The sequence below is a fragment of the Burkholderia ubonensis genome, assembly GCF_902833085.1.
Classification (GTDB): Bacteria; Pseudomonadota; Gammaproteobacteria; order Burkholderiales; family Burkholderiaceae; genus Burkholderia; species Burkholderia ubonensis.
In genome coordinates this window covers 320809-344199 of the sequence record NZ_CADFEB010000010.1, presented here as the reverse complement: position 1 = coordinate 344199, position 23391 = coordinate 320809, and the positions used below count along the sequence as shown (strand labels likewise).

20 protein-coding genes are annotated in these 23391 nt (G+C 68.1%); 6 read left to right on the top strand and 14 right to left on the bottom strand.

The annotated features are described in order from the left end of the window. Nucleotides 1–9 precede the first annotated feature (9 nt). From cheW to flhD, 7 genes are all read right to left on the bottom strand, one after another. On the bottom strand, nt 10–525 hold the full coding sequence (cheW, locus tag HWX31_RS27870; protein ID WP_010093021.1) for a chemotaxis protein CheW: 516 nt from the start codon (nt 523–525) through the stop codon (nt 10–12). Between the two features lie 48 nt (nt 526–573). Next, the gene (gene cheA, locus HWX31_RS27865; RefSeq protein WP_175933986.1) at nt 574–2829 is read right to left on the bottom strand and encodes a chemotaxis protein CheA; all 2256 of its coding nucleotides are present in this window, start codon (nt 2827–2829) and stop codon (nt 574–576) included. Between the two features lie 33 nt (nt 2830–2862). Continuing rightward, entirely contained in the window at nt 2863–3240 is a 378-nt protein-coding gene (locus HWX31_RS27860) for a response regulator (protein WP_010093024.1), read from the bottom strand. Between the two features lie 16 nt (nt 3241–3256). Continuing rightward, nucleotides 3257–4279, bottom strand: coding sequence for a flagellar motor protein MotB (motB, locus tag HWX31_RS27855; RefSeq protein WP_059609377.1), 1023 nt, complete (start codon nt 4277–4279; stop codon nt 3257–3259). 13 nt (nt 4280–4292) lie between these two features. Beyond that, entirely contained in the window at nt 4293–5153 is an 861-nt protein-coding gene (gene motA, locus HWX31_RS27850; protein ID WP_017334904.1) for a flagellar motor stator protein MotA, read from the bottom strand. Between the two features lie 176 nt (nt 5154–5329). After that, nucleotides 5330–5884 carry a flagellar transcriptional regulator FlhC gene (flhC, locus tag HWX31_RS27845; protein WP_174960455.1) on the bottom strand — a complete coding sequence of 185 codons (555 nt, stop codon included), beginning with the start codon at nt 5882–5884 and terminating at the stop codon, nt 5330–5332. A gap of 94 nt (nt 5885–5978) precedes the next feature. Then, a complete protein-coding gene (flhD, locus tag HWX31_RS27840; RefSeq protein WP_010093028.1) occupies nt 5979–6299 on the bottom strand; it encodes a flagellar transcriptional regulator FlhD in 321 nt (106 codons plus the stop codon). A gap of 657 nt (nt 6300–6956) precedes the next feature. Between flhD and HWX31_RS27835 the strand changes: the two genes are divergently transcribed. Next, nucleotides 6957–8021: a glycosyltransferase family 4 protein gene (locus HWX31_RS27835; protein ID WP_174960457.1), complete on the top strand. Its 1065-nt coding sequence runs from the start codon at nt 6957–6959 to the stop codon at nt 8019–8021. Between the two features lie 177 nt (nt 8022–8198). On the opposite strand, the gene HWX31_RS27830 is transcribed toward HWX31_RS27835, so the two are convergent. Continuing rightward, the gene (locus HWX31_RS27830; RefSeq protein ID WP_174960459.1) at nt 8199–8495 is read right to left on the bottom strand and encodes an H-NS histone family protein; all 297 of its coding nucleotides are present in this window, start codon (nt 8493–8495) and stop codon (nt 8199–8201) included. A 297-nt stretch (nt 8496–8792) separates the two neighbouring features. Here HWX31_RS27830 and aqpZ point away from each other — a divergent pair, with 297 nt between their 5' ends. Beyond that, on the top strand, nt 8793–9536 hold the full coding sequence (aqpZ, locus tag HWX31_RS27825) for an aquaporin Z (protein ID WP_174960461.1): 744 nt from the start codon (nt 8793–8795) through the stop codon (nt 9534–9536). A 167-nt stretch (nt 9537–9703) separates the two neighbouring features. Here the strand turns inward: aqpZ and HWX31_RS27820 are convergent, their stop codons facing one another. Further along, a complete protein-coding gene (locus HWX31_RS27820; RefSeq protein WP_174960463.1) occupies nt 9704–10528 on the bottom strand; it encodes a Cof-type HAD-IIB family hydrolase in 825 nt (274 codons plus the stop codon). 145 nt (nt 10529–10673) lie between these two features. Beyond that, complete coding sequence (locus HWX31_RS27815; protein ID WP_174960465.1) at nt 10674–11552, bottom strand: glucosamine kinase nucleotide-binding domain-containing protein; 879 nt, start codon at nt 11550–11552, stop codon at nt 10674–10676. Between the two features lie 142 nt (nt 11553–11694). Here HWX31_RS27815 and HWX31_RS27810 point away from each other — a divergent pair, with 142 nt between their 5' ends. Next, complete coding sequence (locus HWX31_RS27810; protein WP_174960467.1) at nt 11695–12309, top strand: DNA-3-methyladenine glycosylase I; 615 nt, start codon at nt 11695–11697, stop codon at nt 12307–12309. Nucleotides 12310–12432: 123 nt separating this feature from the next. Here the strand turns inward: HWX31_RS27810 and rpsU are convergent, their stop codons facing one another. Continuing rightward, complete coding sequence (rpsU, locus tag HWX31_RS27805) at nt 12433–12645, bottom strand: 30S ribosomal protein S21 (RefSeq protein WP_006401410.1); 213 nt, start codon at nt 12643–12645, stop codon at nt 12433–12435. A 554-nt stretch (nt 12646–13199) separates the two neighbouring features. Between rpsU and HWX31_RS27800 the strand changes: the two genes are divergently transcribed. From HWX31_RS27800 to HWX31_RS27790, 3 genes are all read left to right on the top strand, one after another. After that, nucleotides 13200–14018 (top strand): flagellin domain-containing protein, encoded by an 819-nt coding sequence (locus HWX31_RS27800; RefSeq protein WP_076481806.1) that lies wholly within the window; start codon nt 13200–13202, stop codon nt 14016–14018. Between the two features lie 191 nt (nt 14019–14209). After that, nucleotides 14210–15634 carry a flagellar filament capping protein FliD gene (gene fliD, locus HWX31_RS27795; protein WP_174960469.1) on the top strand — a complete coding sequence of 475 codons (1425 nt, stop codon included), beginning with the start codon at nt 14210–14212 and terminating at the stop codon, nt 15632–15634. A 33-nt stretch (nt 15635–15667) separates the two neighbouring features. Then, complete coding sequence (locus HWX31_RS27790) at nt 15668–15964, top strand: flagellar protein FliT (protein WP_174960471.1); 297 nt, start codon at nt 15668–15670, stop codon at nt 15962–15964. Nucleotides 15965–16121: 157 nt separating this feature from the next. Here the strand turns inward: HWX31_RS27790 and HWX31_RS27785 are convergent, their stop codons facing one another. From HWX31_RS27785 to HWX31_RS27775, 3 genes are read right to left on the bottom strand one after another with little or no spacing between them, the layout of a single operon-like run. After that, nucleotides 16122–18404: a tetratricopeptide repeat protein gene (locus tag HWX31_RS27785; protein WP_174960473.1), complete on the bottom strand. Its 2283-nt coding sequence runs from the start codon at nt 18402–18404 to the stop codon at nt 16122–16124. After that, nucleotides 18401–20890: a tetratricopeptide repeat protein gene (locus tag HWX31_RS27780; RefSeq protein WP_174960475.1), complete on the bottom strand. Its 2490-nt coding sequence runs from the start codon at nt 20888–20890 to the stop codon at nt 18401–18403. Before HWX31_RS27780 ends, HWX31_RS27785 begins: the two co-directional genes overlap by 4 nt. After that, nucleotides 20887–23385 carry a tetratricopeptide repeat protein gene (locus HWX31_RS27775; RefSeq protein WP_174960476.1) on the bottom strand — a complete coding sequence of 833 codons (2499 nt, stop codon included), beginning with the start codon at nt 23383–23385 and terminating at the stop codon, nt 20887–20889. Before HWX31_RS27775 ends, HWX31_RS27780 begins: the two co-directional genes overlap by 4 nt. Between the last annotated feature and the right edge of the window lie 6 nt (nt 23386–23391).

Genomic DNA, 23391 nt, shown 5'->3' with positions numbered 1-23391 from the left:
CCGGCGCGCTTACACGCCGAGCGTTTCGATCAGCGCCATTTCGCGGCTCGACATCAGCTTCTCGATGTCCATCAGGATCAGCATCCGGCCGTCGACCGTGCCGAGGCCCGTCAGGTACTCGGTCGTCAGCGTCGCGCCGAATTCCGGCGCGGGCATGATCGCGTCGGTCTGCAGCGTCAGCACGTCGGACACGCCGTCGACCACCATCCCGACCACGCGGTTCGACACGTTCAGGATGATCACGACGGTCTGGTGGTCGTACTCGACGCGGCCCAGGTGGAACTTGATCCGCATGTCGACGATCGGCACGATGATCCCGCGCAGGTTGATCACGCCCTTGATGAAGTCGGGCGCGTTCGCGATGCGCGTGACGCTGTCGTAGCCGCGGATCTCCTGCACCTTCAGGATGTCGATTCCGTACTCTTCGTCGCCGAGCGTGAAGACGAGGAACTCCTGACCCGTCGCATCGCCATGCTCCGCGTCGCGGCGGCTCGTGGCCGCGTTCGCCGCGGCCGGATTGATCATTTGGACTTCAGCAGACACGTTTGCCCCCAAATCGGTTGATGGCGAGAGTCAGAATGCGAGCGCGGCGGCCGGATTGGCGCCGTGCGTCGCACGGGTTTCGCGGTTCAGCGCCGCGACGTCGACGATCAGCGCGACGCTGCCGTCGCCGAGGATCGTTGCTGCCGAGATGCCGTGCACCTTGCGGTAGTTGGTTTCGAGGTTCTTCACGACCACCTGCTGCTGGCCGACCAGCTCGTCGATCAGCATCGCGAAGCGGCGGCCCTCGGTTTCCATGATCGTGACGATCCCCTGGGTCGGGTCGGTGCGCGCCTCGTCCACCGAGAACACTTCATGCAGCGCGACGAGCGGCAGGTATTCGCCGCGCACCCGCACCACGCGCTCGCCGTTGCCGACCGTGTAGATGTCGTCCGCGGACGGCTGCAGCGACTCCATCACGAAATTGAGCGGCAGGATGAAGATCTCGCCGCCGACCTTCACCGACATCCCGTCGAGGATCGCCAGCGTGAGCGGCAGCACGATGCGCGTGGTCGTGCCGCGGCCGGCGTGCGACGAGATCTCGACGTGGCCGCCCATCGACTGGATGTTGCGCTTCACGACGTCCATGCCGACGCCGCGGCCCGACACGTCGGTCACCGTCTCGGCGGTCGAGAAGCCCGGCGCGAAGATCAGCTGCCAGACTTCGTCGTCACTGATGTTGTCGGATATCTGCATCCCCTGCTTCGCGGCCTTCGCGAGAATCCGCTCGCGGTTCAGGCCGCCGCCGTCGTCGCTGACCTCGATCACGATGTTGCCGCCGTGATGCGCGGCCGACAGCACGAGCTGGCCGACCGCGTCCTTGCCGGCCGCGCGCCGCTTGTCGACGGTCTCGATCCCGTGGTCGAGGCTGTTGCGCACGAGGTGGGTGAGCGGATCGATGATCCGCTCGATCAGGCTCTTGTCGAGCTCGGTCGCCTGGCCGAACGTGACGAGCTCGACCTGCTTGCCGAGCTTGCCGGCGAGATCGCGCACGAGCCGCGGGAAGCGGCTGAACACGTAGTCCATCGGCATCATCCGGATCGACATCACCGCTTCCTGCAGGTCGCGCGCGTTGCGCTCGAGCTGCGCCATCCCGTTGAAGAGACGGTCGTGCAGCGCGGGGTCGAACGCGCTCGCCGTTTCCGCGAGCATCGCCTGCGTGATCACGAGCTCGCCGACCAGGTTGATCAGCTGGTCGACCTTCTCGACGCCGACGCGGATCGAGCTGCCCTCGCCGCCCGATGCGGCCGCGGCGGCCGGACGCGCGCGCTTGTCGTCATGGTGCGGGTGCGCCTGCGCGGCGGGCGCCGGCTGTGCGGCGGCCTGCGGGGCGGCCTGCGGGGCGGCCGGCTCGGCGGCAGCCTGCGGCGCCGGTGCGGCGGGCTGCGCGGCCGGAGCCGGCGCGGCGGCGGCCGCCGGTGCTGCTGCAGCAGCTGCGGCTGCCGGTGCGGCCGGGGCGGCCGGGGCTGCGGCGGGCTGCGCGGCGGCGGCCGGTGCGTCCGCGGACGCGGCCGGCGCGGTGCCGCGGCCGATCTTGATCTGGCTCTCGTCGATCACGAAGCAGCAGACCGCGACGATGTCGTCGGTCGACACGTCCGACTCGAGCCACAGCGTCAGGTCGCCGCCCGCCTCCTCGCGGCCGACGATGCGGCCGAGATTGCCGAGTTCCTCGGCGAGAAGCTCGCGGTCCTTCGCATCGACGCCGGTCAGCGTGATCCTCAGGTGCGGGCCGCCGGCGTCCGCGGCCGCGGCGGGCTCGCCTGCACCGGCAGCCGGATGCGCGGCCTCGAACGCCTGCTCGACGACGTGATCGGGCACACCGGCCTCGGCCGATGCCGCCGGCGTGACCGGCGCTGCCGGAGCGGCCGGCGCAGCGGCTGCCGCCGGCTCGCCCGCGCCGCTGCCGGCCTTCAGCCGTTCGAGCTTCGCGCAGATCGCCGCGGCGGCTGCCGCATCGGGCTCCGCGCTCGCGCGATAGTCGGCGAGCTGGTCGGACAGCACGTCCTTCGCCTCGAGGAAGACGTCGACCATCTCCTTCGTCAGCTTCAGCTCGTGGTTGCGCACGCGGTCAAGCAGCGATTCGAGGATGTGCGTCGTCTCGGTGAGCGCCGTGAAGCCGAAGGTCGCCGCGCCGCCCTTGATCGAATGCGCGGCGCGGAAGATCGCCGCCCCGTCCTCGGGATCGAGCGCGTCGACGTCCAGATTCAGCAGCAGCTGCTCCATCTGCGCGAGCAGCTCGTCCGCCTCATCGAAGAATGTCTGGTAGAACTGAGTGATGTCGAGAGTCATGCCGGGTCACCGGATAAGGTCGTCGCGGTCAAATCAGGAATCGGCCGGCGCGGACAGCGTCGCGACCAGGTCAATCAGCACGGCCGGGTCGATCGGCTTCTCGATCCAGCCGGTTGCGCCCGCATCGCGCGCCGCGGCCTTGAAGGCATCGCTGCCCTCGGTCGTCAGCACGAGGATCGGCGTATCCGCATAGGCGGTCAGCTTGCGCAGCGCCGCGATCACTTCGAGGCCGCTCTTGCGCGGCATGTTCTGATCGGTCAGCACCAGGTCGTACGCGACGGTGGCCGCCATGTCGAAGCCGGCTTCGCCGTCCGGCGCAACCGTCACGTCATAGCCGGCCTGCGCGAGCGTCCCCTGCAGGAGCGCACGCATGGTCGCGGAGTCGTCGATGGCAAGAATGGTTCGGATCATGTCAGTCTCGGAAGCCTCAATGTCGCGGCGCGGACGCGGCGGCGCCGGCCAGCGCCGGACGCACGCCCACCGTCGCCGGGGGGGCGATCTGCTGCGCGAGCTGCTTCGAGCCCGCGGCGTCGGCCGACAGCGTCGTGGTCGTCGCGTCGTCGCGCATCAGCGCCTCTTCGGATTTGCGATTCAGCACGATCACGCTGATCCGGCGGTTCTCCGGATCGAGCGGATCGGCCTTGTTCAGGTTCTGCGTCGACGCAAGGCCGAGCACGCGCAGCACCTTCGATTCGTCCATGCCGCCCGAGATCAGCTCGCGGCGCGATGCGTTCGCGCGGTCGGCCGACAGCTCCCAGTTGCTGTAGCCGCCTTCGCCGCCCGCGTACGGCACCGCGTCGGTGTGGCCCTGGACGATGATGCGGTTCGGCACGTCGTTCAGCGTCTTGCCGATCTCGCGCAGGATGTCGCGCATGTACGGCTCGACGTGGTCGCTCGACATCGCGAACATCGGCCGCTTCTGCGTGTCGACGATCTCGATGCGCAGCCCCATCAGCGTGGAGTCGATGCGGATCTGCTGCTTGAACTGGCGCAGCGTCGGGTTGGCCTCGATCGCGGCCATCAGCTTGATCTGCAGGTCGTGCAGGCGCGCCTGCTCGCGGCGCTCGAGCGAGCCCTGCGCCTGGGCCTGCGCTTCGTCGTCGTTCTTCTTCGCGACGCGGTCCGCGAGGCTGGTCGAGCCGTCGGTGCGGCGCGTCGAGCCCGCGTCGACGCTCGAGATGTCGCGCCCGCCGCCGTTGATGATGCTCGAATCCTGCGAGCTGCGGTCGCCGCTGCCGAACAGCGCGGCCTGCAGCGGCGTGTTGAAGTATTCGGCGATCCCCTTGAGCTGCACCGGCGTCACCGAGCTCAGCAGCCACATCAACAGGAAGAACGCCATCATCGCGGTCATGAAGTCCGCATACGCGAGCTTCCAGGCGCCGCCGTGATGGCCCTTCTTCGCCGGGGCCACCCGCTTGACGACGATTGCGCGATCCTTGCTCTTGCTCATCGGGCGCTCCGCGTCACTTCGCCTTCACGCGGCGCACGTGCTCTTCGAGCTCGGCAAACGACGGCCGCTCGGTCGAGAACAGCACCTTGCGGCCGAACTCGACCGCGATCGCCGGCGCGTAGCCGTTCAGGCTCGCGAGAATCGTGACCTTGATGCACTGGAACATCTTCGTCGACTCGGCGACGCGCTGCTCCGCGAGGCTCGCGAGCGGGCCGATCAGCCCGTACGACAGCAGGATGCCGAGGAACGTGCCGACCAGCGCCTGCGCGATCATCGCGCCGAGCACCGCGGGCGGCTTGTCGGCGGACGCCATCGTGTGCACGACGCCCATCACGGCCGCGACGATGCCGAACGCCGGCATCGCGTCGCCGACGCGCATCAGCGCGTGCGCCGGGCCTTCGCCTTCGGCGTGATGCGTCTCGATCTCCTCGTCCATCAGGCTCTCGATCTCGAACGCGTTCATGTTGCCGCCGACCATCAGCCGCAGGTAGTCGGTCAGGAATTCGACGATGTGGCGGTCGGCCAGGATCTTCGGATACTGGGTGAAGATCGGGCTCTTGTCCGGATCGTCGATGTCGGCCTCGAGCGTCAGCGTGCCTTCCTTGCGCGCTTTCGCGAGCAGCACGTACAGGAGCCCCATCAGCTCCATGTAGACGTCCTTGTTGTACTTCGAGCCCTTGAAGAGCGTCGGCAGCACTTGCAAGGTCGCCTTGATCGTCTTCATGCCGTTGCCGAGGATGAACGCGCCCACGCCCGCGCCGACGATCATCAGAATTTCGATCGGCTGGATCAATGCGCCCAGATGCCCGCCTGCCAGCGCGTAACCGCCGAAGACGGACAAAATCGTCACGAGTGTTCCCACGATAATCAGCACTGCCTGTCCCTCACGAATGACCGGCGGGGAGACCGCCGTTAAGTGGTTTACGGCAGTCGGCAGGAAAACTTTGGGCGCCCCGCGGCGGCCGCCGGGCCGTGTTTACCAGCATTCCGCGGCGGCTCTCGCCTGCCCGCGGCGCGCGGCTGCGGCCCGCCGCCCCCGCCCCGAGGGGCTCAGACCGCGAGCGCCGCCTGCCCTGCCTGCGCGGCCGCCGCCTTGCGGGTCTTGCCGGCGCGCGACGGCGGCTGGCAGAGCCCGCAAACGAAACCTTGATGCGGATCATGCGCGTGCGCGACGAAATGGCCGCCGCAGCGCGTGCACGGCGTCATCTGCAGCATCCCCGAATCGAAGAAGCGCACGAGCGTCCACGCGCGCGTGAGACTCAGCGCCGCCTCGTCGCCGGACAGGTTCACGTGCTCCAGATACAGCCGGTACGCCTTCACGATCGACTGGATCGGCTCGCAGCGGCCGTGGTCCTGCATGAACCGGTAGATGTTGTAGAACAGCGACGAGTGGATGTTCGGCTGCCACGTCATGAACCAGTCGGTCGAGAACGGCAGCATCCCCTTCGGCGGCGACACGCCCTTCAGCTCCTTGTACAGCTTGATCAGCCGGTCCCGCGACAGGCTCGTCTCCGCCTCCAGCAACTGCAGCCGGGCACCCAGTTCGATCAGTTCGATGGCGAGCGTGATTTCCTTCACCTCGACCACGACGCTTTTGCTTGCCATAAGTGTTAGCCGTGCGCTTCTCGTTGCTTCGGATCAGACGCCCATGCGCCGGCCACCGGCGCGACGCGCCGGGACGAACGCAGGGCAGGGAGCGTCAGCGGACGCTTTCGACCGGCTGGCCGGCCATCAGGATCGCCGAATGGGCGTGCGACACCACGGTGCTGCGGCCCTTGTCGGCCAGCGACGACAGCAATGCGTGATCGTCGAAACGAAAGCGGCACAGCATCTGGTTCGACGCCGCGAGCTTCACGGTCTGCGCGAGCGTGAGGTTCCCGAGGACATCGGCCAGCTCCTCGGAAATTCCCATGCGGAACATGCCCATCGCCTTGTCCTCGCGCAGCAGGCGTTGCGCGAGCAGGAGGTACGACAGGTTTACCTCTTTGATCTCACTGAGCATTTCGCTGGTAGCGCTCATGATTTCCCCGTTAAGTGCCTTTGGCCATTCGTGTAATGAAAACGTTTGCTCGACGTCGCGGCTCGTGGCGCGAGTCGGCATGTTTATGGTCTTACAACGGGATTTTGGCTAAACGGGTTTTATGCCGGTATCAGCAAAGTGGCGTGCGCCGCGCAGGATTTGTCTGTAAACCATGTAGGAATTTTTCCTACAAAGGCAATTGAAAGGAAGATTGTTGAATTTACGCGGCAGATTGCCGCGGAAGGCCGGCTGGTGGAGCTTTCGGCGCGAGGATCGGTAAAAATTATAGTACTTTTTCACGGTCGCGCAACAATTGACTTGGCCGTCTCACATTCTGCGTCGCACCCCATTTATCGGGGTTTTCTCGTATTTCAGCGTGTAACAAGCCTTAAGCGTTTGCAAAAACACTCGAACCCCTGCGAGCGATCCCGATAATGCTTCAATGGGCGGTGGCGCGATGCTTGCCGGTCCGCCCCCAGCTTGCCGTCCGGAGCGCTGCCGCCCGCCGCCACCCGCGTGCGTCGGCACGCTTCGCCCCCGGTGCAGCTTTGTCCGGGATCGGAGTCCAACGCTGAAGCATACGCTCCGATCGACCGTTTTACATGGGGCCCGAGCAGGCGCTCTAACGCCGAGCCGGGTCGATATCGGAGATCGCCCATGCGCATTGCCCAGATCGCACCGCTCTACGAAGCCGTTCCGCCGAAACTCTACGGCGGCACCGAGCGCGTCGTGTCCTACCTCACCGAAGCCCTCGTCGAGCTCGGCCACGACGTCACGCTGTTCGCGAGCGGCGACTCGGTCACGTCCGCCCGCCTCGAAGCGGCCTGGCCGCGCGCGCTGCGGCTCGATCCGTCGATCCGCGATTCGATGGCACCCCATATGCGCCTGCTCGAGCAGGTCGCCCGGGTCGCGCACGAATTCGACGTGCTGCACTTCCATCTCGACTACCTGCCGTTCTCGCTGATGTCGCGCCTCGACACGCCGTACGTGACGACGCTGCACGGGCGGCTCGACCTGCCGGAGCTGCAGCCGGTGTTCGACGCGTTCCCCGACGCGCCCGTCGTGTCGATCTCGAACAACCAGCGCAAGCCGCTGCCGCAGGCCGCGTGGGCCGGCACCGTGTATCACGGGCTGCCCGACACGCTGCTCACACCGCGACCTGGCGTGAAGCCCGAGTACCTCGCGTTCCTCGGCCGGATCTGTCCGGAAAAGCGCGTCGACACCGCGATCCGGATCGCCGCGCAAAGCGGACTGCCGCTCAAGATCGCCGCGAAGGTCGACAAGGCCGACGCCGACTACTTCAAGGAAGTGATCGAACCGCTGCTCGGCGAGGCGCACGTCGAATTCATCGGCGAGATCAACGAGGCGCAGAAGCCCGCGTTTCTCTCCGGCGCGAAGGCGCTGCTGTTCCCGATCGACTGGCCGGAGCCGTTCGGCCTCGTGATGATCGAGGCGATGGCGTGCGGCACGCCGGTCGTCGCGTTCAACCGCGGCTCGGTGCCGGAAGTGATCGAGGACGGCGTGACCGGCTTCATCGTCGAGGACGTGCAGGGCGCGGTCGGCGCACTGCACCGGATCGACAGCCTGTCGCGCGACGCGATCCGCGCGCGCTTCGACACGCGCTTCAGCGCGAAAGCGATGGCGCAGCGCTACGTCGACACCTACGAAACACTTTGCGCGGCGACCAAACAGCCGGCATTGCGCCGGGTCGCAGGCGGCTGACGCCCCGCGCAAATTCACCCGGAAACGGGCGAAGCGCGGCCGAAGAACGGTCGAAGAGCGGACGAGAAACGGGCGTGGAAATGCGCGCCGAAATCGGCCGCGAATCGGTCTCGAATCGACCGCAAATAGCGAAAGAGCCACATCGACGATGCGGCTCTTTTCGTTAGGTCCTCTGCATCAGCCGATCAGAAAACGGTCGCGGTTTTTGCCGACGATCCAATTCGGCGGCTTGCCTCGGCCACTCCAGGTGGCGCCCGACTTCGGGTCGCGGTATTTCGCCGGCAGCGGCGCCTTTTTCGGCGGACGGCCGCGCCGCGCGCGCTCGGCAAATCCCAGATCCTGGGCGGTCAGCCCGTATTCGGCGATCACCCGCTGAACATCGGCAATTACCGCCTCGACTTCCTGGCGGCGCACTTCATCCGCCTGGACCTGCAAATCAGCGATCTGCGCCTTGAGTTTCGCGTATTGAGACATTTTCGGCTCCCTGTTTCATGATGCGGCCCCGGCAATTCCAGCCTAGACACAAAGCATCCGTTACGCAATCCGCACTGCCACCGTGCCCGTCGCAATAAATGCTGGCATTTTTAACCGAAACGGCTATATCGAGAATGCGGACTTATTCTAATAAAAGCCGTTCGTCCAGCATTCCTATTTAACAATCGTTGACCCTCTTGGCCCCGATTCGTTTCCTATAATCCAGACCAAATCAGGGCGGCGGCGGCAAGCGTGCGCCGCCGTCGTCTCTCACTCCATTTGAACGAAATGACCTACATGAACCTTTCTCAGCGGCTGGCGGCAGAAGTATTCGGCACCTTCTGGCTGGTGCTCGGCGGGTGCGGCAGCGCCGTGCTGGCAGCGGCCTTTCCGGGGCTCGGCATCGGTTTCGCCGGCGTCGCGCTGGCCTTCGGTCTCACCGTGCTGACGATGGCGTTCGCGATCGGACATGTTTCGGGGTGCCATCTGAATCCTGCGGTGAGCGTGGGCCTGACGGTTGCCGGCCGCTTCCCGGCGCGCGATCTCGTGCCGTACATCGTCGCGCAGGTGATCGGCGCGACGCTCGGCGCATTCGTGCTGTACCTGATCGCGACCGGCAAGCCCGGCTTCGACGTCGTCGGCAGCGGCTTCGCGACGAACGGCTTCGGCGAACGCTCGCCCGGCCACTACGCGCTCGGCGCGGCGTTCATCTGCGAAGTCGTGATGACCGCCTTCTTCCTGTTCGTGATTCTCGGCGCGACCGACAAGCGCGCGCCGGTCGGCTTCGCACCGATCGCGATCGGCCTGTGCCTGACGCTGATCCACCTGATTTCGATTCCGGTCACCAACACGTCGGTGAACCCGGCCCGCTCGACCGGCCCGGCGCTGTTCGTCGGCGGCGAGGCGATCGGGCAGCTCTGGCTGTTCTGGGTCGCGCCGCTGATCGGCGCGGCGCTCGCCGGGGTCATCTATCCGCTGGTCGCGGGGCGCGACGACGCCCTCGACCGGCTGCCGTCGGCATCCACCCGCACAAGCGCATAAAACACTACGGGGTCAAGCGGGCAGGAGCAGCGAGCCTCACGCTGTCGAATAAAAGCGAGGCAGGCAGATTCAACGGGCGCCGTCGGCGCCCGTTTTTCATTTGGGCTGTTCACACGAATGACGGGCTTGCGCCGGCCGCCGGGAATGCACTTCGTAAACCAGAAGATTCAGCGCCCCGCGACGTCGCCCTCGAGCGCGAACAGCACACGCAGATGGCGCGCGACGCCCGCGTCGAAGTTGTTGCCGATCCGCGGAATGTGCGGCAGGCGCGCGACGAGGTCGGGGTTCGCGTTGTTCATCATGAACGCGTGGCCCGCGGTTTCGAGCAGGTCGATGTCGTTCATGTTGTCGCCGAACGCGATGCAGTGGCCCGTCTCGACGCCGATCCGCCCGAGCACCGCGCGCAGCGCGCGGCCCTTCGACACGTTCGCCGCCATCACTTCGAGACAGTCGGGCAGCGAGTACGTCACGTACAGCGCGTCGCCAAATTGCGCCTGCAACCGTTCGGAGACGACTGCCAGATCCGCCGGCTCGCCGATGTACAGCACCTTCGCGATGTCCGTGCCCGCATGCGCCGCCATGTCGATCACGTCGTAGCGGAAACCCGAATCCTGGTGGAAATCGAGCAGGTGCGGCGCATCGCGGTCGATCAGCCAGCCGTGATCGGCGAACAGGTTGACGATTACGCGGCCATGCGCGCCGGCGATATCCGGCTGCACGAGACGGCGCACGATCGCCGGATCGATGTCCTGCGCGTGGATCGTCGTGTCGTCGGGCGCATGCACGCGCGCGCCGTTCGACGTGATCAGGTACGGCCGGATGCCGAGCAGGTCGCGGATGCCCGCGACGTCCGCATAGTGCCGCCCCGTCGCGATGATGAACTGCAGGCCGTCGCGGTCGAGACGACGCACGGTCTCGATCGTGTACGGGTCGAGCTGGTGATCGCTGTTCAGCAGGGTGCCGTCGAGATCGGTGGCGATGACTTTGTACATGGGACGGGATAAGACGCGGTTGGCTCTGCGGAATCGCTATTCTAGCGTCGCGCGCCGGGCCGCGTCGGGCAGTTGTCAGGTTCGCGCGCGGCTTGGCCGGTGCCGCCCCCGGCAAGCCGGCGCCGCTCGGCCGCCCTGCGCCGCCTCAAATGCGAACCTCGGACGCGAACCTCAGCGCGAGCCTCAGCGCGCCGTGCGCGGAATCCTCGAGCGGCGCGCGCAGCCGCCCGGCGTGGCGCGCCGGCACCGCGGGCGCGAGCGCGTCGGCGAGCCCGCCGCACAGCGCGACCGGCAATGCACGCTGCGGATCGAGCGCGTCGATCATCTTGCCGATCTCGTCGCCCGCCTGCGCGATCAGCGCCGCCGCATATGGATGCGTGCGATGCGCGAAGACGATCGGCGCCAGGCGCGCATAGGCGGTCTGGTTCGCGTCGCACGACCACTCGACGAGCGTGTCGCGATCCGTCGCGCCGATCTCGGCAAGCAGCGCGTCGGCCAGCGCATCGCGCGGCACCCGGCCGTCGAGCGCCTGCTGCGCATGCGCGAGCGCGCGCAGGCCGAGCCACGCGCCGCTCGCCTCGTCGCCCGACGGGAAGCCGAAGCCGCCCGCGATCCGGCAGGCGCCGGCCGGATCGAGCGCCGCCGCGATGCTGCCGGTGCCGAGCGCGACGATCAGCCCCGGCGCGCCGCCGTGCGCGCCGACGACCGTCGTATACGCGTCGCTCTCGACCACCAGCGCGTCGAGCGGCGCCTGCGCGCGGAACGCCGCGAGCCAGCTCGCGTTGTTGACGCCCGCCAGCCCGCAGCCGAGCACGCAGCGCGACCAGTCGAGCGCGAAACCCGCTTGCGTGAACGCGTCCGCGCACGCGACGCCGATCGACGCCCACGCGCGCTCGATGCCGAGGCCGAGCCCCGACGGGCCGCCGCGCCCCTGCGCGAGCTCGCGGCCCTGCCGATCCGCCAGCACCGCGCGGGTGCCGGTGCCGCCGCCGTCGATGCCGATCGCGAAAAGAATATCCGTCATCACTTCATCCTGCCGATTCGAACAGGCGCCAAGCTTAACCGGATCGGCGCCGCGCGCCCATCCGCCGTTCGGCCGGCTTTGCCGCGTACCGGGCTTCCGCTATGCTGGCGCGATCGAATCGATACGGGAAGCGAGGCACACGATGTCGCAGCGGTGCAACTGGGTGAGGACGGAAGCGGACGCTCACTATCACGATACCGAATGGGGCGTGCCGTCGCACGACGACCGCCATCTGTTCGAGATGCTGATCCTCGAAGGCGCGCAGGCGGGGCTGTCTTGGTCGACGATCCTGAACAAGCGTGCCGGCTACCGCGCGGCATTCGCCGATTTCGACGTCGACGCCGTCGCGCGCTTCACCCCGCAACGCGTCGAGAAGCTGCTGCAGGATCCGGGCATCGTGCGCAACCGCGCGAAGGTACAGGCCGCGGTCGCGAACGCGCGGGCCGTGCAGCGGATTCGCGACGAGCACGGCTCGCTCGCCAAATTCCTGTGGTCGTTCGTCGATCACGCGCCGATCCAGAACGCGTGGCAGTCGTATCGCGACGCGCCCGCGTCGACCGAGCGCTCCGACGCGCTCAGCAAGGCGCTGAAGGCTTACGGCTGCAAGTTCGTCGGCTCGACGATCTGCTACGCGCTGATGCAGGCGACCGGCATGGTCAACGATCACGAGGTCGGCTGCCCGTGCCACGCGCAGTGCGCGGCGCTGGGCGGCAAGCGGCCGGCGCGCGGGCGGATAGCAGCGGGCGCCGCCCGTTAGCGGACGGGCGGCGCGTCTGTCCCGCGCCGCTCGCGCCCGCCTGGGCGCCGCCCAAAAGCAAAACGGCGGAGCGGCTTCTTTCGAAGCACGCTCCGCCGTTTCGCGGCGAACCGTCAGACGCTCTTAGTGGAGCTTCTTCGGCAGCATCTGGCTGCGCAGGCGCTTGTGCAGGCGCTTGACGGCAGCTGCCTTCTTGCGCTTGCGGACTGCGGTCGGCTTTTCGTAGGACTGGCGCTCGCGCAGTTCAGCGATCAGGCCATTTTTTTCGATAGCGCGGCGAAAGCGGCGAATCGCCACTTCGAACGGCTCGTTTTCTTTCAGAAGAATCGTCGTCATGTCGTTCCTAAATTGCTTAAACGGTCAAAAACGTAGCGGCCAAGCGCCACGCACCGGCCATCCGGGCGTTCCCACAACAGGCGAAACGAGCGGAAATACGGCCTCGGAGGCCGGAAAAGAGAGGCGGAAAGCACCGCGAGTACGCTTCACAAGCCGCGTGCAGCGCCGCGTTTGACTGCCAGCAAACGTGCCGAGCCGGCACAGGCGTGACAGAAAATCTCAATTCAGCCCGCCATCATATCAGGGAATCACAGAGAAAACCACCCTTTTCGCGACCGCCGCCGAAGGCCCTCACGGGCCGCGGCCAGACGGGCGACTTGCGGGCCGGCCGCCGGAACCGTCCGGCGCGCCCGCCGGCCTTGTGCTGGCCGAGGATTGGCCGAGGTCCGCGGGGCCGCCCGATCTTTCCGTCCCGAATTTCCTTGTACAACCCTCTAAAGTTTTCGCCGGGTGCCGCCGTCAACCAGGAAAGGCGGCCAGCGCAACTCGCGATAAGCGCAACGCCGAGATTGAAAACCTGCCTCACACAGGCGTTTTCCCAAACGAGGAAGCAAATGCTGAACATCAACACCAACATCCTGTCGCTGTCGACGCAGACGAACCTGTCGGGCACGCAAAACGCGCTGTCGCAGGCAATCAACCGCCTGTCGTCGGGCAAGCGCATCAACACCGCAGCTGACGACGCGGCAGGCCTCGCGATCTCGACGTCGCAAACGGCAGCGATCAACGCGCTGACGCAAGGCGTGGCAAACGCGAACAACGGCATCTCGATGATCCAGACCGCCAACGGCGCGCTGCAATCGACGATCGACAACCTGCAACGTATCCGCGTGCTGGCTCAACAATCGGGCGACGGCTCGCTGGATTCGGGCGCCCGCGCGAACCTGCAAGCTGAAGTGACGACGCGTCTCGGCGAAATCGACCGTGTCGCGACGCAAACGACGTTCAACAGCCAGACCATCCTGAGCGCGGCCGGCAACGTCACGTTCCAGATCGGCGCAGCAGCGAACCAGACCGTCGCCGTCAACTTCGGCGCAACGGTGTGGAACAGCTCGGGCATGAACGTGAACACGCTGAGCGTCAGCGACCAGACGGCAGCACAGTCGGCACTCACGTCGATCGACGCGGCACTGAAGCAAGTCAACACGTTCCAGGCACAGCTGGGTGCAGCACAGAACACGTTCTCGGCTGCGATCTCGACGACGCAAACCCAGGCAACCAACATGAGCGCTGCTCGCTCGCAGATCACCGACGCGGACTTCGCGACGGAAACGGCGAACCTGAGCAAGGCGCAAGTGCTTCAACAAGCAGGCATCTCGGTTCTGGCGCAAGCGAACTCGATGCCGCAGCAAGTCCTGAAGCTCCTCGGCTAATCGAGAAGCACGCGCGGCGGGCAATTCGCCCGCCCGCCTCCGGGCCCGGCGGCGTCGCCACGCCGCATCGCGACGCCGCCGGCACAGCCCCGACACGAATTCTCCAGGGAGGCATGCCTCCCTCTTTGCATTGAACCGCGGCCACCCGCCGCATCGCGCGCGTTGATTGCGCGGACGACCGGAGCAACGGCATGACCACTACCACCCCCGTCAGCAGCGCGGATATCAGCAGCATCCTCGCCCAGGCCGGGCAATCGCTCATCAGCGGCTCGACCAATTCGACGCTCGACGTCAATTCGCTCGTGACGACGCTGGTTCAGTCGAAGACGGCCGGACAAGCGGCCATCCTCAACGGCAAGCTGACCACCGACAACACCCAACTGACCGCGATCGGCCAGCTGAAGTCAGCGTTGTCCGCGCTGCAGACCGCGATCACCGGCCTGTCGAACGGCAGCACGCTCTCGAGCCTCGCCGCGACGGCGAGCGGCACCGGCATCACGACGACGATCAAGAGCGGCGCCGGCGCAGTGGCGGGGTCGTACCAGGTCAATGTCTCGCAGTTCGCGTCCGCCAACAAGCTGACGTCGGCCGGCCTCACGTCGTCGGATACGATCTCGGCCGGCTCGCTGAGCATCACGTACGGCAGCAACCCCGCGTTCAACGTCAACGTATCGGCCGGCGCGGCGCTGTCCGACATCGCCACGTCGATCAACTCCGCGTCGGGCAATCCGGGCGTCACCGCGTCGGTCGTCACGGGCTCGGACGGCCAGCACCTCGTGCTGCAATCGAACCAGACCGGCGCAGCCAATACCATCGCGATCACGGGCACGGGCGTCAATTCGAAACTGACGTCGGGCTACGCGACGACCACGCCGGCCGCCGACGCGAAGCTGACGATCGACGGCACGCCGGTCACGAGCGCATCGAACAGCGTATCGGGCGCGCTGACGGGCGTCACGCTGACCCTGGCGCCGGGCACCCTCGCGCTCAACACGCCGCAGACGATCACGCTGGCGCAGGACACGTCCGCGATGACGACCGCGATCAACAGTTTCGCGACCGCGTACAGCAACTTCGTGACCACCGCGAAACAGCTGTCGTCCTACGATCCGACGACGTCGAACGCCGGCCCGCTGCTCGGCGACTCGATGCTGACCTCGATCCAGAACACGCTCGCGACGGCGCTCAGCAGCGGCGTCACGACGGGCGGCAAGACCTATTCGCTCGCCTCCATCGGCATCAACCTGAACGCCGACGGTTCGCTGAAGGTCGACACGCCCACCCTGACCACGGCCCTCACGTCGAACAGCTCGGCAGTGTCGGCGATCTTCAACACGACCAACGGCATCGGCCAGACGCTCAATTCGCTGATCACCGGCTACACGCAGACGAACGGCCTGATCGACCAGCGCACCAAGGCGATCAACGCGGACGTGGCGAACCTGACGAATCAGCAGACCCAGCTGTCGACCTACGCGGCCCAGCTGACGAAACAGTACAACGCACAGTTCACCGCGCTGAACACGCTGATGGCGACGATGGCGAACAACACGAAGTACCTGACCCAGCTGTTCGGCGGCCAGAACAGCGCCGGCGCGCTCGCCACCAACAAGTAAGCGCCCGCTGCACCGCCCCCTCGGAGCCGAACCATGACGACCGACACCCTGTCCCGCGCCTTCGACCTGACCCGTGCCATGCAGTCGGCGACCGACGCGCGCGACTGGGTGCGCGTCGCCGCCCTCGCCGACGAACGCTCGCCGCTGCTGATGGGCCTGTCCAGTGACCAGACGCCGGACGCGCTGGACCTGCTCCGGCAGATCATGGCGATCGACGCGTCGATCACGAAGCAGGCCCATGCGGACCGGAACCGTCTGAGCGTGGAATTTGCGCAGTCCAGCGACCGGATCAAGGCCGCGAGCCTGTACCAGACCACCGGCATGCTGTGACCGGCCGGGCGCTTCGGGCGCCGCGCCTTTCGAACCACAAGACGCCGCCAGTCGAGCGGACCGTTGTCGCCGTACCGTCGAGCCGCTTCAGTGCGGCTTTTTTTTGTCCGATTGCAGGAAGCAACGGCCGGCGCGGCGCGCACGCCGCGCCGCACCCTTACCCGCGCGCCGCCGGCTCCCGCTCCGCGCGTTCGACGGCCGCGTCGACCATCTGCGCGAATGCCGTTTCCAGATGACGCGCAAAACGCGCCGCATCGCACAGCGGCGAGCTCAGCAGGCGCTCGCGCAGCCCCGCGCGCACCGCCGCGAGCCGCGGCAGGTCGCTCGCGAACGCGGCCGCCTTCGCGACATAGTCGTCGTCGTCCTGCGCGATCCATTCCGGCATGTCGAGCGTATGCAGGATGCTCTCGCCGATGTGCGACAGGAACCGCTCGCCGCGCCGCGTGACCAGCGGCACGCCCATCCACAGCCCTTCCAGGCTCGTCGTGCCGCCCGGATACGGGAACGGGTCGAGCGCGATATCGATGTCGTTGAACGTGCTCAGGTGCGCGAGCCGCGCCGAGCCCCCGCGCATCGGCAGGCGCTCCGCGGTGATGCCATGGGCGGCGAACCGTGCGGCCAGGCTCACGCGCAGCGCCATCTCGTCGAGCTGCGGCGATTTGAGCAGCAGGCGCGACCCCGGCACCGCATGCAGCACGCGGGCCCACAGCGCGATCACCGCGTCGCCGAGCTTGTTCGCGTTGTTGAGGCTGCCGAACGTCACGACCCCGTTGCCGGCGGCCGGCAGCGGTCCGACGGCAAGCGGCTGCTGCGGCGGCGTGAAGCACAGGTAGCTGTCCGGCAGGCGCCACGGCCGCTCGACGAAGTGCGTCTCCTCGCCGGCCGGCAGCACGTGGCGGTCGCCGATGATGTAGTCGATCTCGGCGATGCCGGTCGTCGCGAAATAGCCGAGCCAGGTCGCCTGCACCGGCGCGGGCTTCCACGCGAACAGCGGCAGGCGGTTCAGCGACGTGTGCCCGCTCAGGTCGATCAGGACGTCGATGCCGTCGCGCGCGATCAGGTCCGCCGCGGCCTCGTCGTCGAGCGCGGTGATGTCGCGCCAGACCGCGCAGTGCCGCTTCAGTGCGGCCGTCGTGGCGTCCTCGCGCGACTGCGTCGCGTACGCGGCGAGCACGACCTTCGACGGATCGAGCGCCGCCGCCACACCGAGCAGGAACACCGTGACCGGATGCGAGCGCAGGTCGCCGGACACGAGGCCGACGCGCAGCGTCCGCCCGCCAGCCGCGCGCGGCGTGTGCCGCCGCGGTGACGCCCGTTCCGCCATCCGCGCGCCGAATTGCATCGCATGGTCGAGCAGCTGCGCGGGCGGGCAGCACTCGATGCTGGCCTGGTAGAACAGGCGGCCCGAGTGCGCGCCGGCATAGGACGGATCGAGCTCGAGCGCGCGATCGTAGCTCGCGAGCCCGGCCTCGAAGTGCCACAGCGTACAGAGAATTTCCGCGGACACGGCGTGCATGTGCGCGGTCTGGCCCGGCAGCGCGAGCGCGATCCGGCAGCTTTCGAGCGCTTCCGGCCGCTTGCCCTGCCGCACCAGCACCTGCGCCAGATGGTGATGCAGCTCGGCGCGGTCGGGCGTCGCGGCGATCGCGCGCCGCAGGCTCGCCGCGGCGCTCTCGAGATCGCCCGCGCGGTCGAAGGCGGCAGCCAGGTTGAGAAGGGCTTCGGCGCTGCCGCCCTGCGACGCGCGCGTCAGGCTCTCGATCGCGGGCTCGAGTTCGTCGCGCTCGAACAGCACGCTCCCGAGGCTGAGATGCGCCTGGTGCAGGTCCGGCTGCAGCTCGACCGCGCGCCGGTAGCAGCGCACCGCGTCGTCGAGCCGGCCTTGCGCGCGACACACGTTGCCGCGGTTGTAGTGCGCGTCCGCATAGGCGGGCTCGAGCGCGATCGCCTTGTCGTATGCGCGCGCGGCGGCGTCGAGCTCGTCCTGGTCGCGCAGCGCGTTGCCGAGGTTGTTGAACGCCTGCGCGTAATCGGGGCGCAACGCGAGCGCCTGCGCGCAGCTCAGCATCGCGGCGTGCGGATCGCCCGCGTCGCGCAGCGCATTGCCGAGGTTGCTGTGCGCCTCCGCGTAGTCGGGCTTCAGCGCGACCGCGTGCCGGTAGGACGCGATCGCGTCGTCGAGCCGGCCGTGCGCGCGCAGCATGTTGCCGAAATTGTTCAGATAGACCGGATCGGCGCGCAGCGCGATCGACCGCTCCATCAATGCGATGCCGGCGGGAAACTGGCCGAGCTGGCAAGCGAGCAGGCCGAGGAAATGCGTCGCGTCGGGCTGGTCGGGCTCGCTGCGGCGAATCGCTTCGTACAACGCGCACGCGTCGGCCAGGCGGCCTGCCTGATGATGCGCGAGCGCCGCGTCCAGTTGCCGGGCGATGTCGCTCATCGCGCGTCCCCGGCGCTCGCGTCACCCTTCGCGTAGACGTCCCACATGCCGTGCAGCGCGTCCTCGAGGTTGCGCGCAAAGCGCGCCGCATCGCACAGCGGCGACGCCAGCGTGCGCTCGCGCAGCGTGGCGCGCAGCGTCGCCAGCCGGTCGCGGTCGCGCGCGAACGCGACCGCCTTCGCGAGGTACGCCGCTTCGTCGGCCGCGATCCATTCCGCCATCCCCGCCGCGTGCAGCAGGCTTTCGCAGATGTGCGTGACGAACCGGCTGCCCTTCATCCCGATCACCGGCACGCCCATCCACAGCGCTTCGGCCGTGGTCGTGCCGCCCGGGTACGGGAACGGGCTCAGCGCGATGTCGATGCGGTTGTACGCGCCGAAGTATTCCGCGCGCGGCGAGCCGCCTTCGAGGATCAGCCGGTCCGCGCCGATGCCATGGCGGGCGAAACGGTCGAGCGTCGCCTGGTTCAGGTCGCCGGTGCCCAACTCGAACGCCTTCAGCAGCAGGCGCGCGTCCGGCAGCGCATGCAGGATGCGCGACCACAGCGCGACGACGTCGTCGCTGATCTTGGTCAGCTTGCCGAAGCAGCCGAACGTGACGCCGCCGCCCGCCGCCATCGGCGGCGGGCCGACCGCGACGTCGTACGGCGGCGGCGTGAAGCACAGGTAGCTGTCCGGCAGCCGCCACGGCTTCTCGACGAAGTGGTGCGCCTCGTCGGCCGGCAACGTATGCGCATCGCCGATGAAATAGTCGATCGCGCCGCAGCCGGTCGTCGCGAAGAAACCGAGCCAGCTCGCCTGCACCGGCGCGGGCTTGTGTCCGAAGATCGGCACGCCGCTCCAGTTGGTGTGGCCGGCCATGTCGATCAGGATGTCGATGCCGTCGTCGTAGATCACCTGCGCGGCCTGCTCGCGGCTCATGCAGGTCAGCTTCGTCCAGCTCGCGAAGCCGGGCTTGAGCCGCGCGGTCACGTCGTCCTCGACGACGAAGGTCACGTACGCATGCGGCTCGATGCGCGACCGGTCGAGCCGCGCGAGCACGCTTTCCAGGAAGATGCCGACCGGGTGCTGGCGCAGGTCGCCCGACACGAAGCCGACGCGCAGCGGCCGCCCCCGCGCCTGCGCGACGCGCGCTGCGCGGTCGTGCACGAACGGGACCGCGTCGCGCGCGAGATATTCGCCGTAGCGCCGCGCTTCCGCGACCCACTCGTCGGGCGTGAACGCAGGCGAGCTCGACATGTTGAACATCAGCCGCGCGTACGCGCGATACGGGTCGTGGTCGATCGCCACGCGGAACGCGTCCATCGCACCGGCGAAATCGCGCTTCGCCCACCGGATGTCGCCGAGCGTCAGCTGGATCTTCACGGGATCGACGCCGAGCTCCCGCGCGATCTCGTAATGCTTCATCGCCTCGTCGAGCTTGTCGAGCCGGAACAGCGCGGCGGCGAGGTTGTGATGCGCGTCGGCATCGTCGGGGTTCAGGTCGATCGCGTGCCGGTGGCTCAGCTCCGCGGCGGCCATCCGGTCGAGGTTGTGATACGCGAGGCCGAGGAAGTTGTACGCGTCGGCCAGCTCGGGATCGAGCTCGATCGCGCGCCGGCACAGCTGCACCGACTGCTCGTATTCGCCCTGCTGGCCGCGCAGCTCGCCGAGCCGGGCCCACGCCTGCGCATGCGCCGGGTCGATCGCGACCGCCTGCTCGAACAGCTTGCCCGCGTTGTCGAAATCGTTCATGCCGCGCAGCAGTTTGCCGACCACGTAGTGCGCGTCCGCGTCGTGCGGATCGAGCCCCGCGCGCGCATGCTCGAGCGCGCCGTGCGGATCGCCGGCCGCGATCAGCGTCGCGCTCAGCCCCTGGTGCGCGACGCGAAACTCCGGCTGCAGCGCGAGCGCGCGGCGATAGGCGTCGGCCGCCGCGTCGAGCTTGTCCTGCGCGCGCAGCACGTTGCCGAGATTGTTGTATGCCTGCGCGTACTGCGGGTTGTGCGCGACCGCCTTGCCGTAGCTCGCGGCCGCCGCTTCGTGCTCGCCCAGGTCATGCAGCGCGTTGCCGAGGTTGTTGTACGCCTCCGCGTAGCCGGGACGCAGCTCGATCGCACGCGCGCAGCTCGTCATCGCGGCCGCCGGGTCGCGCGCATCGCGCAGCGCATTGCCGAGGTTGTTGTGCGCTTCCGGATAGTCCGGACGCAGCTCCACCGCGCGGCGGTAGTGCGCGATCGCGTCGTCGAGCCGGCCGCATTCGCGCAGCATGTTGCCGAGGTTGTTGAAGTACGACGCGTCCGGCCGCTCGACGAGCGAGCGCTGCATCAACGCGATCCCCGCGTCGTATTGCTTGAGCTGGCATGCGAGCAGCCCGAGGAAATGCAGCGCGTCCGGCTGGCCCGGTTGCGCAGTGAGAATCGCGTCGTACAGCGTCTTCGCTTCCGCGAGACGTCCCGCCTGATGATGCGCGAGCGCGGACTGCAGAGTGTCGTGGATATCGTTCATGCTTGGTGTGCCGTGTCCGTATAGCGTTGCCACATGCCGAGGAACGCCGCTTCGAGATGCGCCGCGAACCGGCGCGCGTCGCACAGCGGCGAAGCCAGCAATTGCGCGCGCAGCCCGGCGCGCAGCGCCGCGAGCCGCTCGCGGTCGCGCACCGCGTCGATCGCCTTCGCGAGATAGGCGTCCTCGTCGTCCGCGATCCAGTCGCCCATCCCCGCCGCGTGCAGCACGCTCTCGCAGATGTGCGTGACGAACCGGCTGCCCTTCATGCCGAGCACCGGCACGCCCATCCACAGCGCTTCGGCCGTGGTCGTGCCGCCCGGGTACGGGAACGGGCTCAGCGCGACGTCGATGCGGTTGTACGCGGCGAAATAATCGGCGCGCGGCGTCGCGCCCTCGAATTCGAGCCGGGCCGCGTCGATGCCGTGCCGCGCGAAGCGCGCGATCGTCGCGTCGCGCACGCTCGCGCGGTCGAGCTCCTGCGCCTTGAGCAGTAGCCGCGCCGCCGGCAGTTCATGCAGCAGCCGCGACCACGCGCGCACGACGTCGTCGCCGATCTTCACGAGCTTGCCGAAGCAGCCGAACGTCGGATGGCCGCGCGCCGCCATCGGCAGCGGGCCGACCGCGACGTCGTACGCCGGCGGCGTGAAGCACAGCCAGCTGTCCGGCAGCCGCCACGGCTTCTCGACGAAGTGATGCGCCTCGGCGTCGGGCAGCGTGTGGGCATCGCCGATGAAGTAGTCGATCGCGTCGCAGCCGGTCGACGCGAAGAAGCCGAGCCAGCTCGCCTGCACCGGCGCGGGCTTCCAGCCGAACACGGCGAGCCCGCTGTCCTGCGTATGGCCCGCGAGGTCGACGAGGACGTCGATCCCGTCGTCATGAATCATCCGCGCGGCCGCTTCCGGGGCGAGCCCGGCGATCGAGCGCCAGCCTCCCGCGTGCGGCTTCAGCCGCGCGGTGATCGCGTCCTCCTCGTCCGACGTCACATAGACGCGCAGGTCGATGCGCGTGCGATCGAGGTGCGCGAGCACGCTTTCCAGGAAGATGCCGACCGGGTGCTGGCGCAGGTCGCCGGACACGAAGCCGACACGCAGCGGCCGCCCTTGCGCGCGCGCGGCCCGCTCGCGCGGATCGTGCACGTAGCGCGTCGAACGCGCGGCCAGGTGCCGGCCGTAGCGCCGCGCATCGGCCAGGTAGTCGGCGGGGCTCACGCACGCGGACGCCGCCGCGCTGAACAGCAGCCGGCCCAGCACTTCGGCCGCGCCGTCGTCGGCGTCGTCGCGCATCAGTGCAAGCGCATCGCGATACGCGGGAACCGCCGCGTCGACGTTGCCCTGCGCGCGCAGGATGTCGCCGAGATTGACGTACATCGATGCGTTCGGCGCGCCGGCGTCCAGCGCACGCCGGCAATACGCGAGCGCCTCGTCGAGCCGGTTCAGCTTGAGCAGCACGACCGACAGGTTGTGGCACGCGCCGGCGTCCGCCGGATTCAGTGCGACGGCCGTGCGATAGGCGGCCTGCGCCGCGTCGAGTTGCTCCAGCCCGTGATACGCGTTGCCCGCGTTGTTGTGCGCGTCGCCGAGGTCCGGCGCGAGCCGGATCGCGTCCTGCGCATGCGCGAGCGCTTCCGCGTAGCGCATCTGCCGGCGACGCACGCCGCTGAGGTTCGCGTGCGCGACCGCCATCGATGCGTCCAGTTCGATCGCCCGGCCAAAGTGCGCGGCGGCGCCGTCGAGGTCGCCGGTGTCGCGCAGCAGGCCGGCGAGATTGTTGTGAACGCTCGCATCGTCGCTTTCGGCCGCGATCCGCAACGTGCTCACGGCTTCGTCCAGTGCGCCCTGCGACCACTGCACGAGGCCGAGACCGTGACGCGCGACGTGCAGGCCGGGCTGCAGCGCGAGCGCGCGGCGATAGGCGTCGGCCGCCGCGTCGAGCTGGTCCTGCGCGCGCAGCACGTTGCCGAGATTGCTGTGGGCTTCCGCGTACTGCGGGTCATGCGCGACCGCCTTGCCGTAGCTCGCGATCGCCGCGTCGTGCTCGCCCAGGTCCTGCAGCGCGTTGCCGAGGTTGTTGTACGCCTGAGCGTAGCCGGGACGCAGCTCGATCGCACGCGCGCAGCTCGTCATCGCGGCCGCCGGGTCGCGTGCGTCACGCAGCGCGTTGCCGAGGTTGTTGTGCGCTTCCGGATAGTCCGGACGCAACGCCACCGCGCGGCGGTAGTGCGCGATCGCGTCGTCGAGCCGGCCGCATTCGCGCAGCATGTTGCCGAGGTTGTTGAAGTACGACGCGTCCGGCCGCTCGACGAGCGAGCGCTGCATCAACGCGATCCCCGCGTCGTACTGCTTGAGCTGGCATGCGAGCAGCCCGAGGAAATGCAGCGCGTCCGGCTGGCCCGGCTGCGCGGTCAGAATCGCGTCGTACAGCGTCTTCGCTTCCGCGAGACGTCCCGCCTGATGATGCGCGAGCGCCGCCTGCAATGCCTGTGCGGTTCCGTCCATCTCGTC

Coding starts and splice junctions, on each gene's coding strand:
- HWX31_RS27810 (WP_174960467.1), top strand. CDS start 11,695: ATGTCGCAGCGGTGCAACTGGGTGAGGACGGAAGCGGACGCTCACTAT.
- HWX31_RS27800 (WP_076481806.1), top strand. CDS start 13,200: ATGCTGAACATCAACACCAACATCCTGTCGCTGTCGACGCAGACGAAC.
- fliD (WP_174960469.1), top strand. CDS start 14,210: ATGACCACTACCACCCCCGTCAGCAGCGCGGATATCAGCAGCATCCTC.
- aqpZ (WP_174960461.1), top strand. CDS start 8,793: ATGAACCTTTCTCAGCGGCTGGCGGCAGAAGTATTCGGCACCTTCTGG.
- cheW (WP_010093021.1), bottom strand. CDS start 525: ATGATCAATCCGGCCGCGGCGAACGCGGCCACGAGCCGCCGCGACGCG.
- HWX31_RS27790 (WP_174960471.1), top strand. CDS start 15,668: ATGACGACCGACACCCTGTCCCGCGCCTTCGACCTGACCCGTGCCATG.
- flhC (WP_174960455.1), bottom strand. CDS start 5,884: ATGGCAAGCAAAAGCGTCGTGGTCGAGGTGAAGGAAATCACGCTCGCC.
- rpsU (WP_006401410.1), bottom strand. CDS start 12,645: ATGACGACGATTCTTCTGAAAGAAAACGAGCCGTTCGAAGTGGCGATT.
- HWX31_RS27820 (WP_174960463.1), bottom strand. CDS start 10,528: ATGTACAAAGTCATCGCCACCGATCTCGACGGCACCCTGCTGAACAGC.
- HWX31_RS27780 (WP_174960475.1), bottom strand. CDS start 20,890: ATGAACGATATCCACGACACTCTGCAGTCCGCGCTCGCGCATCATCAG.
- motB (WP_059609377.1), bottom strand. CDS start 4,279: ATGAGCAAGAGCAAGGATCGCGCAATCGTCGTCAAGCGGGTGGCCCCG.
- HWX31_RS27775 (WP_174960476.1), bottom strand. CDS start 23,385: ATGGACGGAACCGCACAGGCATTGCAGGCGGCGCTCGCGCATCATCAG.
- flhD (WP_010093028.1), bottom strand. CDS start 6,299: ATGAGCGCTACCAGCGAAATGCTCAGTGAGATCAAAGAGGTAAACCTG.
- HWX31_RS27785 (WP_174960473.1), bottom strand. CDS start 18,404: ATGAGCGACATCGCCCGGCAACTGGACGCGGCGCTCGCGCATCATCAG.
- HWX31_RS27835 (WP_174960457.1), top strand. CDS start 6,957: ATGCGCATTGCCCAGATCGCACCGCTCTACGAAGCCGTTCCGCCGAAA.
- cheA (WP_175933986.1), bottom strand. CDS start 2,829: ATGACTCTCGACATCACTCAGTTCTACCAGACATTCTTCGATGAGGCG.
- HWX31_RS27830 (WP_174960459.1), bottom strand. CDS start 8,495: ATGTCTCAATACGCGAAACTCAAGGCGCAGATCGCTGATTTGCAGGTC.
- HWX31_RS27815 (WP_174960465.1), bottom strand. CDS start 11,552: ATGACGGATATTCTTTTCGCGATCGGCATCGACGGCGGCGGCACCGGC.
- HWX31_RS27860 (WP_010093024.1), bottom strand. CDS start 3,240: ATGATCCGAACCATTCTTGCCATCGACGACTCCGCGACCATGCGTGCG.